Below are 11,346 nucleotides of genomic sequence, written 5' to 3' on the forward strand. Positions count from 1 at the left end.
TTCACGATTCATTTTTCAGTTCCATAGAACTTCTCGCCTATGCGTATTTTCTCTCTACCATTGGCAACGCGCCATTTGTTGGCATCGCGTAATGAGAAAGCACAGCCACAATACTCTTGCTGGTAGAACTTTTCACTTTTACAGATTTCCATATTGCAGGCAGAGCCTCCGTTTTTGCGCCAATTGTAGTCCCAATAAGTAAGACCTTCATACTTGTTAGCAGCGTTTTTGCCTGCTTCATTCACTTGGTTGAGGTCTTTCCAGCGTGAGATACCTAAAGAAGTAGCAATGGTATCAAAGCCATTTTCGTGAGCATACAAAGCGGTGCGTTCCATACGCATATCAAAACACATAGCACAACGGCTACCGCGTTCGGGTTCAAATTCCATACCTTTGGCACGAGCGTACCAGTTATCGGTGTCGTATTCAGCATCTACAATAGGTACGCCATATTTTTCGGCAAAACGAATATTTTCGTCTTTACGGATTTCGTATTCTTTTTTAGGGTGGATATTAGGGTTATAAAAAAATATAGTAAAGTCTATCCCTGATGCCTGAATAGATAGTATAATTGAACCTGAGCAAGGTGCACAACAAGTGTGCAATAATAGTTTTTTTCCGTTGTTAGGCAGTACAAGATTCTTGTGGACTAATTCCATAGTATTTTGAGTTTTCTTTTAAAGGGCGCAAAAATACAAAGAAATCACAATATATCAAGATTCAGGGGGATACATTTGTTTGAGGGCATTCACATATACTTCTGCACCTTTGCGTTTAAAGCCCTCGTTTTCATAAAGTTTAATGGCAGCTTCATTGGTAGGTGAAGTAAAGAGCAATATTTCGCCTAAGTCCAATTCTTTTCCTTTAGTTATCAGCTGCTGAATGAGTTGTGTGCCTATTTTTTTGCCACGTGCAAATTCATCTACCACTACATCTTCTATCCAACCTTTGTAGCCAGAAATCACTCTATAGATAGCCATAGAAGCCATTCCATGTAGGCGACCATCTTCTATGTAACCCACTACATAAGGAATTTTGGTTTCATCTTGAAAAAGGTTAGATGAAGGTTGCTGGTAGCGCCTGCTCAATAGTGAGAACAAGCGGGCGGCATCTTCTTCTATGGTTGGGGTAATGTTGCTTTTGTTTAAAAATGTGATCATACAATTTAGTTATTTTTTATATTTATCTAAAAAATAGGTTCGCCACCATAGTTGAGTTTAAATTCTCGTTTTACTAATTTTGTCTTCCTTTTCTATCTCCTAACCCCTAAAACCAGAGACCTCATTTCTCCTTGCAATTCCTCGGCTTTTTCTCCCGCTATTTTAGCAAAGTCTTCACCTTTAGAAGCATAGATAATTCCGCGGGATGAGTTGATGAGTAGTCCGTAATGTTCATTAAGTCCATAGTGACAAACTTCTTCTAAGCTACCTCCTTGTGCTCCTACTCCTGGCACTAATAGAAAATGTTCAGGAATAATTTGGCGTATTTCTTTTAAAAATTCAGCTTTGGTTGCACCTACTACATACATTAGGTTTTGGCTGTTTTGCCAAGTGAGTGAGGTGCGTAATACCTTTTTGTACAATTCCTCATCACTGAGTTTCTGTGTTTGGAAATCAAAAGCCCCTTCATTAGATGTCAGTGCTAAGAGGATGGTGTGTTTGTTTTCAAAAGCTAAAAAAGGTTCTACAGAATCTCTACCCATATAGGGGGCAACAGTCACACTATCAAATTGCATATCCTCAAAAAAAGCTTTGGCATACATACTTGAGGTGTTGCCTATATCTCCGCGTTTAGCATCGGCAATGGTAAATATCTCGGGGTGGTGGCGGTTGAGATAGTCAATTGTTTTTTTTAAGGCGCACCACCCCATTTCACCGTGTGCTTCATAGAAAGCTGTATTAGGTTTATAGGCTACTGTAAAGCGGTGGGTAGCTTCTATAATTGCCTTGTTGAATGCAAAAATAGGATCTTCCTCCTCAAGCAAATGAGGAGGAATTTTAGTCATATCAGTATCTAAACCCACACATAGTAGTGATTGTTTAGCTTTAATTTGCTGGATGAGTTGCTTAATAGTCATTTTCTTCTATACGGGTAATTTCACGTTCGTAGAAAGCGATAGCTTCTTCTATAAGGTTCTCACTTTCAGCTTCTAATTCTTTAGTATCCTCTTCATCGAACTCTTCAAGCCATTCAACTTCGTCGTTATCTAAATTCAATACGAAGCGTGGATACTCTAAATGCACTACGAACATAGCGTTAGGCATATCGGTGTTGTCACCTAAAATAAATTTTGGGAAGTTACTCATTTTAAATCTTTTATTAGTTCAATAGCTTTAGCTACCCCCGTAGAGGCAACATCTTTAATTACAGTAATATTATTTTTACTGCTAATACTTGGGCGCGGGTCTACATAATATATAGGAGTGCCTTTTTCAGCATAGTTCATTAATCCGGCAGCGGGATACACTTGTAATGAAGTGCCAATAATGAGTACTATGTTGGCAGTTTCAACCTCTTCAGCAGCCTTTACAATCATTGGGACATCTTCACCAAACCATACAATATGAGGGCGCAATTGCACTCCACTAGGGCTTAGGTCACCCACTTTGATATCTTCAGTACAGTCGTAAAAAGTATAAGGGTCGTCTACGCCACGCATTTTTAAGAGTTCACCGTGCAGGTGGATAATATTAGAGCTACCTGCACGTTCGTGCAAATCGTCTACATTTTGCGTGATAACTACCACATTATAGTCTTTTTCAAGCTCGGCGAGCAATAGGTGAGCAGGATTAGGTTGCACATCTTTTAGCTGTTTGCGCAAGCCGTTATAGAAGTTTAATACCAATTCAGGATCTTTGTTAAATCCGTAAGGGGTTGCCACTTGCTCTATGTCGTACCCTTCCCACAAACCATCGGCATCACGGAATGTTTTTACACCGCTTTCAGCACTGATACCTGCCCCTGTAAGGACTACTATTTTCTTCTTTTTCATTGGTAATGTTAGTTATAAATTATGAAAATACTTCAAACTTCCCATTTCTAAAAACGAATTTCTTATCGCTGATAATATGATCCCCTCCACTATATATATCACTGATAACCGATTCTAGTTTTGTCAAACCTTCTGCATCTTCACTGCCACAAACTACCAATACATCGCGTGCAGGAACTCCTATTACAATCTCTCCTTCTACTGGAAAATTCTCTTTTGTCCATATATCCGTCAGAAGAATAAGGCTTGCTTCATAATTGCCATCTGCTGTTAGAAAAATGAGATGTTCATCAGCTTGTGCTTCTATCTCTAAAGTGTTAGCTAAATTGTTGAGAGCCAACTCTCGTAGTGCTTCAATACTCATTCCTAACTCCTCAAAGTCCGAAGTAGACAAAGAGCCTATACTATCCCCATCATCTACCCCGTAAAACACATACAGCTCATCGTTATACTTCTCATATACCATTGGTAACTCTTCAGCATCTGGCACTATACTCTTCAATTTCTTTATATAGATTGTATCTTTGATTGTAGGAAAAATGCAATCAGTGATTGTGGTTGCTTCCTCAGACTTGTATATTCTAATCAATGGAGCGAGATATTTGTCTAAAATATCATTTAAATCATTTGGGTTGCTTAAATATTCATTAAAACAATTATCCAAAAAATGTTTTACTTCTCGCTGGTCATTAGGGGTTGTTGTGCTTACCTCCAATGCCGCTGTGCTATTTATAGTAATATCGGGGAAAGTCTCTCTCAAAGCATCGATATATAGCTGAGTAAACTCTTGTTCGTTCATTAGGTTTGTCATAATAATTAACAGATTAGAAACTAATAAATAAAAAAAGTCCCTTTCTCATTAAGAAAAGGACTTTTAGTGCAATTACTTTTTGTTTACTGATTCAGAAAGTTCAGTCCCAGCTTTGAATTTTACTACTTTCTTAGCAGGTACTTTGATTACTGCACCAGTACGAGGATTTCTTGCGTCTCTAGCCTCTTTCTCGGCAACTGACCAAGATCCGAAGCCTACGATAGCTACCTTTTTACCTTGTTTAAGGCTCTTTTCAACATTTGAAAAGAATGCCTCAACTGCTTTTTTAGCATCAGCTTTTGTTAAACCAGCTTCTGCAGCAATTGCATCGATTAATTCTGTTTTGTTCATATTATAAAATTGTATAATACAGTTAACTTGGCACAAAGGTAGTAATATATTTGTTTATAGCAAATATAAAACAAAGAAAAATGTAAATTTAGTAAAAAATTAACATTTGAAGTGCTTTTTTACTCCTTTTTCTTTGCTCTTTACAGCTTTTTTCCTACTTTTGCACCCTCAAAAATAAAGTAAATAAGGTTCTTATAAATTATGCTTACAAGACGACATATTAGGGCTAAAGTGATGCAATCAATCTATGCAATACAGCAAAGCCAAAGTCAGGATCTAGACAAAGAATTAAAATTCTTGAAAAATAGTGCAGATGAGATGGAAAATCTCTACCTTCTACTTATGGCACTTTTTACAGAGCTTCACTCTTTGGCTGTTAATCAATATGAAGTAGCACAGAAAAAATACTTAGCAACTTCTGCTGATAAACTATTGCACCAAAAGATGAAGGACAACGAGTTGCTTTCACTCATTGCCTCTAACGAAATGCTACAAAAAGCTATAGATGATGCTCATATCAACCTTTGGAATATACAAGAAGAATATGTGAGGACACTCTATAAACTCATAGTAGAAAGCGATATTTATAAGCTCTATAGTAAACAGAAAGCAACTTTTGAAGCAGATAAAAAATTCTTAATAGAAATTTTTGAAGAAATTATCGCTCCTGATGAAGGCTTGTATGAGTATATAGAGGATTACAATCTTACTTGGCTAGATGATTTTCCTATTGTAAATACTTTCATAGTAAGAGAATTAAAAAATTTGCGACCAAATCCTCCTGAAAAGTATTTTATTCCATCACTTTATAACAATAATGAGGAAAAAGAGTATTTGTTAGACTTGTTGAAGAAAACTGTCCTCAATGATGATAAACTCAGAAGTTTTGTAGAAAATAAACTCACCAATTGGGATAAAGAACGTGTAGCATTATTAGACCTTATTCTTTTGAAAATGGCGATTTGTGAGTTTATGTATTTTTCAAGTATTCCAATAAAAGTAACTATTAATGAGTATTTAGAACTTGCTAAAGAATACTCAACAACAAAAAGTAGTTTATTTATCAATGGGGTACTAAATGTAGTACATAAGGAATTGGAGGAAAAGGGACTTATAAAAAAGGTAGGAAGAGGACTTTTGTAAACAAATAAATAAGTAATAAAACTAAAATTAAGTATATATGCAAAATTTGATGAGCAGTAATTTTTTGATTATCGCAATGATGTTTGTGGTAATGTATTTTCTAATGATTCGTCCACAGATGAAGCGACAAAAACAAGAAAAAAACTTTATACAATCAATGAAAAAAGGAGATAAAGTTGTTACCAAAGGTGGTATGCATGGTCGTATTGTAGAACTTTCTGATGATACTTGTGTGATTGAAACTCTTGCAGGTAAAATTAAATTTGAACGTTCGGCTATTTCTATGGAGCTTTCGGCTAAACTAAAAGATAAGAAAGAAGTAGAGAAAAAAGAAGCATAACATTTATCCTATCACAAAAAAGAGTGTGTCTAATGAAAAGTTAGACACACTCTTTTTTTTGCCCTTTTAGGAAGGGGGGTTAATTTGTTGAAAACAATCTCGCAAAGAAACTCTTACGTTGCATCATACTCTCTTCTTCAGGGTGCTCTTCACTGAAGATTTCGTCGGAAATTTCATAATCGCCAAAATTACCTTCAGTGTGGTGAGTATTAGAAACAGGCTCAAAAACGATATCTTGATGATTAGCTACTGCTGTGCGTTGGTTTTCATCTAAAATATCCATTATGTACTCAATATATGATTTGCCTTGTTTTTCCAAGAATCCTTTGAAATAGCGGTTACTGAGCTCCATACCTCCTATCTTTTCAAGTTTAAGGAGTGTTTGGTATAAAGGTTCTATATGATCCGTAATCACATACTGAGGCACTGCACGACGCCGCGCCATGATGGTTACTACTTCCCCCATAATATTCCCACCTACTTCAAAATCGGTGATAACCCAATAGTATTCGCCAGATTTTGCTAAGTTTTTGATGATGCCGTGAAAGTTTCTACCTGCTAAAATATTATCCCAAGTAACCTTAAATATGATTTTTGGCATATCGGGGTGGCGGATAATATTGTGGGGTTTTCCAAGCAATTCATCTGCTGAATAACCAGAAACATCTATGAACGTTTGGTTTACGTCAGTAATAGTACCATACTTATCAGTTGTACTGATAATAGTCTTTGTCTTGTCCCACACAACTTCTCTGTTGATAGGAGTAGGTCTGTTTGTAATTTCTTCTGACATAATTTCTATAGATTATATTCAACGCCACAAAAGTAAGAAAAAACTACAATAAAAACAAAAGCATTTTGAACTTTTTTGTGTAGAATGTAACAGTTTCTTTCTAAATATCTGAAAATCAAATGATATAATTTTTTGATTCTATAGTAATTTTAGAGTAGATTATTTGTAGTTCACAATTATTTACTATCTTTGCGCCGAATCATTCTAAATAAGCATCTTTTATGAAAAGACTTTTATTTGTTATTACAATACTTCTAATAGGGAAGATCCACGCACAAGAAAATGTTTTCCACACTAATGAATATTGGAAACAAAAACCTTCAGTGGCTCAAGTAGAACAGGCTATCAATCAGGGTAATAGTGCTACCGCTTTCAATAGCCGTGCTTTTGATGCAACAACTTTGGCGATCTTAAATGGAGCACCCTATGAAACTATTACTTACCTTATTGATTTAGAAGGTAACGGAGTAGATAAACTAACTCACGACAAACGCACTTACCTCTTTTGGGCTGCTTATCAGGACAATGTGCCCGTGATGGAATACCTTCTCAAGAAAGGTGCTAAGGTGAATATTGCTGATTCTCATCAACTTACCCCCTTGCTATTCGCCGCTGTAGGGGGAAGAAGTGATAAAGCAATTTATGAATTGTTACTGAAACACGGCGCTAACTTAAAAGATACTAATGCCGATGGTGCAAATGCTTTTTTGCTGTTACTCCCTCACCTCAAAGACCTTAAAGAAGCTGATTATTTTCTAATAAAAGGACTTAAACTTACTGCTACCGATAACAAAGGTAACAACGCTATTTACTATGCAGCAACAATGGGTAATCGCGCTATAATTGAGGCTCTGATGAAAAAGAAAATTAATGTTAAAAACCTCAATAACAAAGGTGAGAGTGCTATTTTTGGTGCCGCTCGTGGTGCTAAAAGAAATTATAACAAACTTGACACTTTTCAATATTTAGAACAATTGGGGCTTTCAATTAATCAAAAGAATAAAGATGGACTTTCTCCTCTTTTTGTGTTAGCTGAAAAGAACAAAGATGAAAAAGTGATTAACTATTTCTTAGAAAAAGGAAATGATGCCAATCAGCTTGATAAAGAAGGAAATAACCCATTGATGAAATCAGCAATTAGCAATAACATATCTGTAATAACAGCGTTACTTGCTAAGACCAAAGATATCAACACACAAAATAAACAAGGATTATCGGCTTTGACCTTTGCAGTAGAGAACAATACCCTTGAGGTAATAGATTTTTTACTCTTAAAAAATGCCGATGTTCAAGTAGTAGACAAGGAAGAAAATACACTTTATCACTACGCTGTAAAACGCGGTGATATAAAAATTTTAGAAAAACTTTCACTCTATCCTATCAATATCAATCAAAAAAATAGCAATGGTCTTACCCCTCTACAAATGGCTGTGATGACCGCTAAAAATTTAGATGTGGTACACTTCTTGCTCAGCAAAGGAGCTGATAAAAATCTCACTACTGATTTGGGTGAAACAGTTTATGAATTGGCTCAAGAAAATGAAGCCTTAAAAGGAATGAATGTAGAATTTTTAAAATAAAAGAAAGAAGATGAAAAAGAAACTCTTACTTACTGTAGCTGTGGTAGTTGCCTTGCTTACAGTTTCATTTGTTGCTCAGCAGGCTACTGTTAAGAAATATAAATGCCTTATCCAGCTTACTAACTACAAAGGGGATGGGGCTTATATAGTAGCTTCACTCATCAATCCACAAGGAAAATATGAGCAAACATTGCAAGTATTAGGTGACGACCCCGAATGGTATGACGATCTTACTGAATGGTGGAAATTTTATGGCAAGCGCCAAACAATTGATGGGATTACAGGAGAGACCATCAGTGGGGGAGAACGCGCTGTAAAGGTGCTCACCCTTGATGAGAATAAGTTTGACAAAGGGTATAAAATACGCTTTGAAACAGCAGTAGAAGATGACTATTACTATGCTAAAGACGCTGAAATAGAACTCAAAAAAGAAAACCTTAACACTAAAGTTGAGGGTAAAGGCTATATACGTTACGTTAGACTGATGCCTAATTAGTGACTAAAGTAATATTCGAGTACTTTTAGTTTAAAAATGTACTGATATTTAGCTTTTATCACATCATTTTGAGCATTTTCATATTCGTATTTAGATTGATTGAAGTCAAAAGTATTCATTAAGCCTACATTGTGTCGTTCTTGTGCATAACTAAAAGATTGTTCTTTAGCTTGAGCTGTTTTTTCACTTGCTTCGTATAGTTTTTTGGCATTAGCAGCATCGTTGTAGGCTTGATAGATATTTTTTTCAGTACTCAATTCAGTTTGTTCCTTTGCTAATTGCATTTTCTGTAAGGCTAATTTTTGAGTTTTAACATTACTAAGTACAGAAAAATGATTAAAAATAGGAATATTGAGCGATAAACCAGCGTACATACCTTTGTTAGTATCAAGCTGTTTCCAGAAATCCATTACTTGGTTCTTACTCCATCGCGAGCTATAACCCCATTGCGCAGAAAGGCGAGGCCAAAAAGCAGACTGGCTTAAGCGCAAACTACTTTCAGCTAATTTCACATTGGCAGTTGCTAATTTCACTTCACCCATTATCTCTTTAGCACTTTGGTAAATCTCTTCAGGAGTTTTGTTTAGTATATCGGCTACGGGAACTTCAAATGTGTTATCAGCTACCTCAAAATCTTTGTAATTCTTCAGTAAAAGCAGTTGAGCTAATCCCATTTTTCCGATGAAAAGAGCGCTTTCTGTTTCTATAATTTTCTGCTCAAGCGAAAATAGTTGAGCTTCACTTTCATAAATATCACCTTTGGGTAATGACCCCGCATTGATGAGTTCACGCGTACGTGCAACGCTTTCTTTTGATATTTCTAATTGTGCTTTTTGAATTTTAATTTTTTCTTTGTTGCTCAATACTTCAGTGTAAGCGTTGATAATCATTAAGATAATCTCATCTTTCTTCATATCCAATTGGTATTGAGTTGCCAATTGTTTACATTTTGCTTGTTGTAATTTACGCCAATTTTGTAAGCCTGAGAACAGAGGCATTGACATACTGATACCTCCTGAAGCCGATTCAAAAGTAGTGTTTTCAAACTGATTGCTCACAGGATTGATATTCTTTCCTGTATTCCAATTATAAGCTGCTTCACTGTTGATAGAGGGCAAAAAGTTAGCTTTTGTTTGCCATACTTCTATATCAGTGGATTTCAAGTCTATTTCCGATTGTTTAATAGAAAGGTTGTGCTCTTTGGCATACGCTATGCAATCGTTGAGCGTCCAAAGTTTCTGAGCTACTGCTGAAAAAGGTAGCAAGCAAAGTAAGAAGAGTGTTTTTTTCATCATTTAATATATTCGATAGGTTTTGCCCTTTTACATACAATTACAGCTATGTGTTCCTGATTTTCATTGTCTTTTCCCATAAACGAAAGATTGAGAAATTCACCTTTAATTAAGAAAGTATTGTTTAGATTGCTTTCTTCTTTGCGAATAATATGATTGCCTTACGGTATAAAAATCTTTATTACTATTAAGAATTACACAATTTCCATTATATTTTTTGTAGTAATTCTCAATGACTTCATTTTTTGTAAAGATAAAACTACTCTGTTTTTCACAATCATTGAGGGTAATTTCTAAGTTGTCCAAGCTTTGAGATTCAATCGCCCACGAGCCTATGAGATCGTCGTGACGAATACTTTCCTCTTAAGAAAAAGCAGGTAAAAAGCTAAAAGATAGCAAAATAGCAACAGATAGTTTATATATGGTACTCATAGCAATGATGTTGTGAGTACAAAACTACAAAATAATTCTAGATTGACAAATTATTTTATATCTTTGTCGCATAAAATCAGCAAATTGACAAATAAACTATGAACAAATATCTCTTAGAACGTTATCCTCTTGTGTGGAATACTCGCTTGCTCCCAATGTTAGTTCTTGCGAGCTGTGGACATATCTTCTTTATCTTATTAGGTTGGACAGCAAAAAATGAAGACTTCAATTACTATGCTTTTAATGCTATAATGGCAGATTTTATAGGGATTTCATTGTTGTTGCATCTTGTTATCTCTATATTGTTGTTGGTAGTTTGGTTGTTGTATCTCGGTAGAAACAACGCTTTCAAGCATTTCTATCCTTTCCCTGAAGAAAAACTCTTTTTGCAATGGATACTTTATTTTCTTATCGTCTTTGCCTCAGTGTCCTTTGTACTGTCCTATGCGATTGTAAAAGGCTTAGGAAAGTATCCTTTTAGCAATACTTCTGATGTGATATACCTATTGAATTTCCTTTTGATTATTACTTTTGTTATAGCAACACTCGTGTACTGTGTGCGTATTACCAATGTGCAAATTCTGCTTTTCACGATTGTTTTTATAGGGGTTCTTTCAATAATATTGTCTTTTATAGGTAATAAATTGTTGTTTTTATTGGTTTATGCAGCACTTGTATATATTTCTGTGAGTAAAGAAATTCACATACCAAAAAAGTTTATAGGTATTGTGGTAAATACAGTGCTTCTTTTTTCGTTTATGGTAATGTACTATGTAGTTGATAGTATTATGGAGAATATGTTATTAGATAGGTCACACGATGGGTTTTCTAACAAAATTTTTTGTGTATCCTTCTGTTTAACTTTGGTCTTTATAGGTTGCTACACAAGGGTAATACAACGATGGAAAGCAATAGCAGACTGAAGTAATACTTTTCTATAATTAAAATTACTGACATATTGTCAGTTTTTAAAATAAGTTTGAAAATACTGATAATAAGTTGTTTAATTTAATTTTTGTTTAAAATGTAAAGAAGTTATCCCGACAGAAAGTCTTTTGTGACTGTCATTTTGTCAGTTAAATTCATTTGGCATAACTCTTGTCTTTCTCTTGCTGA

The 11,346-nt window shown here is 35.2% G+C and carries 15 protein-coding genes; 5 read left to right on the forward strand and 10 right to left on the reverse strand.

Annotated features, from left to right (window positions below):
* Nucleotides 1–8: 8 nt before the first annotated feature.
* The 7 genes from Q0162_RS06500 to Q0162_RS06530 all read right to left on the reverse strand — a co-directional run bounded on the left by Q0162_RS06500 (nt 9) and on the right by Q0162_RS06530 (nt 4,154).
* Complete coding sequence (locus Q0162_RS06500) at nt 9–659, reverse strand: epoxyqueuosine reductase QueH (protein WP_002680856.1); 651 nt, start codon at nt 657–659, stop codon at nt 9–11.
* A 54-nt stretch (nt 660–713) separates the two neighbouring features.
* The gene (locus Q0162_RS06505) at nt 714–1,160 is read right to left on the reverse strand and encodes a GNAT family N-acetyltransferase (protein WP_297890565.1); all 447 of its coding nucleotides are present in this window, start codon (nt 1,158–1,160) and stop codon (nt 714–716) included.
* Nucleotides 1,161–1,252: 92 nt separating this feature from the next.
* A complete protein-coding gene (pyrF, locus tag Q0162_RS06510; RefSeq protein ID WP_297890566.1) occupies nt 1,253–2,077 on the reverse strand; it encodes an orotidine-5'-phosphate decarboxylase in 825 nt (274 codons plus the stop codon).
* Entirely contained in the window at nt 2,067–2,306 is a 240-nt protein-coding gene (locus Q0162_RS06515; RefSeq protein WP_002680954.1) for a hypothetical protein, read from the reverse strand. Before Q0162_RS06515 ends, pyrF begins: the two co-directional genes overlap by 11 nt.
* Complete coding sequence (locus Q0162_RS06520) at nt 2,303–2,992, reverse strand: NAD-dependent deacylase (protein ID WP_297890567.1); 690 nt, start codon at nt 2,990–2,992, stop codon at nt 2,303–2,305. The genes Q0162_RS06515 and Q0162_RS06520 overlap by 4 nt, the downstream gene beginning before the upstream one ends.
* Nucleotides 2,993–3,011: 19 nt before the next feature.
* On the reverse strand, nt 3,012–3,803 hold the full coding sequence (locus tag Q0162_RS06525; protein ID WP_297890568.1) for a DUF1444 family protein: 792 nt from the start codon (nt 3,801–3,803) through the stop codon (nt 3,012–3,014).
* Between the two features lie 72 nt (nt 3,804–3,875).
* On the reverse strand, nt 3,876–4,154 hold the full coding sequence (locus Q0162_RS06530; protein ID WP_297890569.1) for an HU family DNA-binding protein: 279 nt from the start codon (nt 4,152–4,154) through the stop codon (nt 3,876–3,878).
* Between the two features lie 201 nt (nt 4,155–4,355).
* On the opposite strand from Q0162_RS06530, the gene nusB reads away from it, so the two are divergent.
* Nucleotides 4,356–5,297, forward strand: coding sequence for a transcription antitermination factor NusB (gene nusB, locus Q0162_RS06535; RefSeq protein ID WP_297890571.1), 942 nt, complete (start codon nt 4,356–4,358; stop codon nt 5,295–5,297).
* Between the two features lie 37 nt (nt 5,298–5,334).
* Complete coding sequence (gene yajC / locus Q0162_RS06540; RefSeq protein WP_297890573.1) at nt 5,335–5,637, forward strand: preprotein translocase subunit YajC; 303 nt, start codon at nt 5,335–5,337, stop codon at nt 5,635–5,637.
* A gap of 79 nt (nt 5,638–5,716) precedes the next feature.
* On the opposite strand, the gene Q0162_RS06545 is transcribed toward yajC, so the two are convergent.
* On the reverse strand, nt 5,717–6,430 hold the full coding sequence (locus tag Q0162_RS06545) for a PAS domain-containing protein (RefSeq protein WP_297890574.1): 714 nt from the start codon (nt 6,428–6,430) through the stop codon (nt 5,717–5,719).
* Nucleotides 6,431–6,651: 221 nt separating this feature from the next.
* Here Q0162_RS06545 and Q0162_RS06550 point away from each other — a divergent pair, with 221 nt between their 5' ends.
* A complete protein-coding gene (locus Q0162_RS06550; RefSeq protein ID WP_297890575.1) occupies nt 6,652–8,010 on the forward strand; it encodes an ankyrin repeat domain-containing protein in 1,359 nt (452 codons plus the stop codon).
* Nucleotides 8,011–8,020: 10 nt separating this feature from the next.
* Nucleotides 8,021–8,506, forward strand: coding sequence for a DUF2271 domain-containing protein (locus Q0162_RS06555; protein ID WP_297890576.1), 486 nt, complete (start codon nt 8,021–8,023; stop codon nt 8,504–8,506).
* Here Q0162_RS06555 and Q0162_RS06560 read toward each other — a convergent pair.
* Together Q0162_RS06560 and Q0162_RS06565 are read right to left on the reverse strand one after the other, a co-directional pair.
* Nucleotides 8,503–9,801 carry a TolC family protein gene (locus Q0162_RS06560; RefSeq protein ID WP_297890577.1) on the reverse strand — a complete coding sequence of 433 codons (1,299 nt, stop codon included), beginning with the start codon at nt 9,799–9,801 and terminating at the stop codon, nt 8,503–8,505. The genes Q0162_RS06555 and Q0162_RS06560 overlap by 4 nt on opposite strands.
* A gap of 102 nt (nt 9,802–9,903) precedes the next feature.
* Nucleotides 9,904–10,104, reverse strand: a complete 201-nt coding sequence (locus tag Q0162_RS06565) for a hypothetical protein (RefSeq protein ID WP_297890578.1) — start codon at nt 10,102–10,104, stop codon at nt 9,904–9,906.
* Nucleotides 10,105–10,328: 224 nt separating this feature from the next.
* Here Q0162_RS06565 and Q0162_RS06570 point away from each other — a divergent pair, with 224 nt between their 5' ends.
* Nucleotides 10,329–11,153, forward strand: a complete 825-nt coding sequence (locus Q0162_RS06570) for a hypothetical protein (RefSeq protein ID WP_297890579.1) — start codon at nt 10,329–10,331, stop codon at nt 11,151–11,153.
* The last annotated feature ends 193 nt before the right edge of the window (nt 11,154–11,346 follow it).

This window comes from uncultured Capnocytophaga sp. (genome assembly GCF_937936315.1).
In the GTDB taxonomy this organism is placed as follows: Bacteria; Bacteroidota; Bacteroidia; order Flavobacteriales; family Flavobacteriaceae; genus Capnocytophaga.

Bases quoted from the DNA above. Each gene is read 5' to 3' on its own strand.
- Q0162_RS06555 (WP_297890576.1), top strand. From the start codon at position 8,021: ATGAAAAAGAAACTCTTACTTACTGTAGCTGTGGTAGTTGCCTTGCTT.
- Q0162_RS06520 (WP_297890567.1), bottom strand. From the start codon at position 2,992: ATGAAAAAGAAGAAAATAGTAGTCCTTACAGGGGCAGGTATCAGTGCT.
- Q0162_RS06570 (WP_297890579.1), top strand. From the start codon at position 10,329: ATGAACAAATATCTCTTAGAACGTTATCCTCTTGTGTGGAATACTCGC.
- Q0162_RS06530 (WP_297890569.1), bottom strand. From the start codon at position 4,154: ATGAACAAAACAGAATTAATCGATGCAATTGCTGCAGAAGCTGGTTTA.
- Q0162_RS06505 (WP_297890565.1), bottom strand. From the start codon at position 1,160: ATGATCACATTTTTAAACAAAAGCAACATTACCCCAACCATAGAAGAA.
- yajC (WP_297890573.1), top strand. From the start codon at position 5,335: ATGCAAAATTTGATGAGCAGTAATTTTTTGATTATCGCAATGATGTTT.
- Q0162_RS06560 (WP_297890577.1), bottom strand. From the start codon at position 9,801: ATGATGAAAAAAACACTCTTCTTACTTTGCTTGCTACCTTTTTCAGCA.
- nusB (WP_297890571.1), top strand. From the start codon at position 4,356: ATGCTTACAAGACGACATATTAGGGCTAAAGTGATGCAATCAATCTAT.
- Q0162_RS06545 (WP_297890574.1), bottom strand. From the start codon at position 6,430: ATGTCAGAAGAAATTACAAACAGACCTACTCCTATCAACAGAGAAGTT.
- Q0162_RS06525 (WP_297890568.1), bottom strand. From the start codon at position 3,803: ATGACAAACCTAATGAACGAACAAGAGTTTACTCAGCTATATATCGAT.
- Q0162_RS06515 (WP_002680954.1), bottom strand. From the start codon at position 2,306: ATGAGTAACTTCCCAAAATTTATTTTAGGTGACAACACCGATATGCCT.
- pyrF (WP_297890566.1), bottom strand. From the start codon at position 2,077: ATGACTATTAAGCAACTCATCCAGCAAATTAAAGCTAAACAATCACTA.
- Q0162_RS06500 (WP_002680856.1), bottom strand. From the start codon at position 659: ATGGAATTAGTCCACAAGAATCTTGTACTGCCTAACAACGGAAAAAAA.
- Q0162_RS06550 (WP_297890575.1), top strand. From the start codon at position 6,652: ATGAAAAGACTTTTATTTGTTATTACAATACTTCTAATAGGGAAGATC.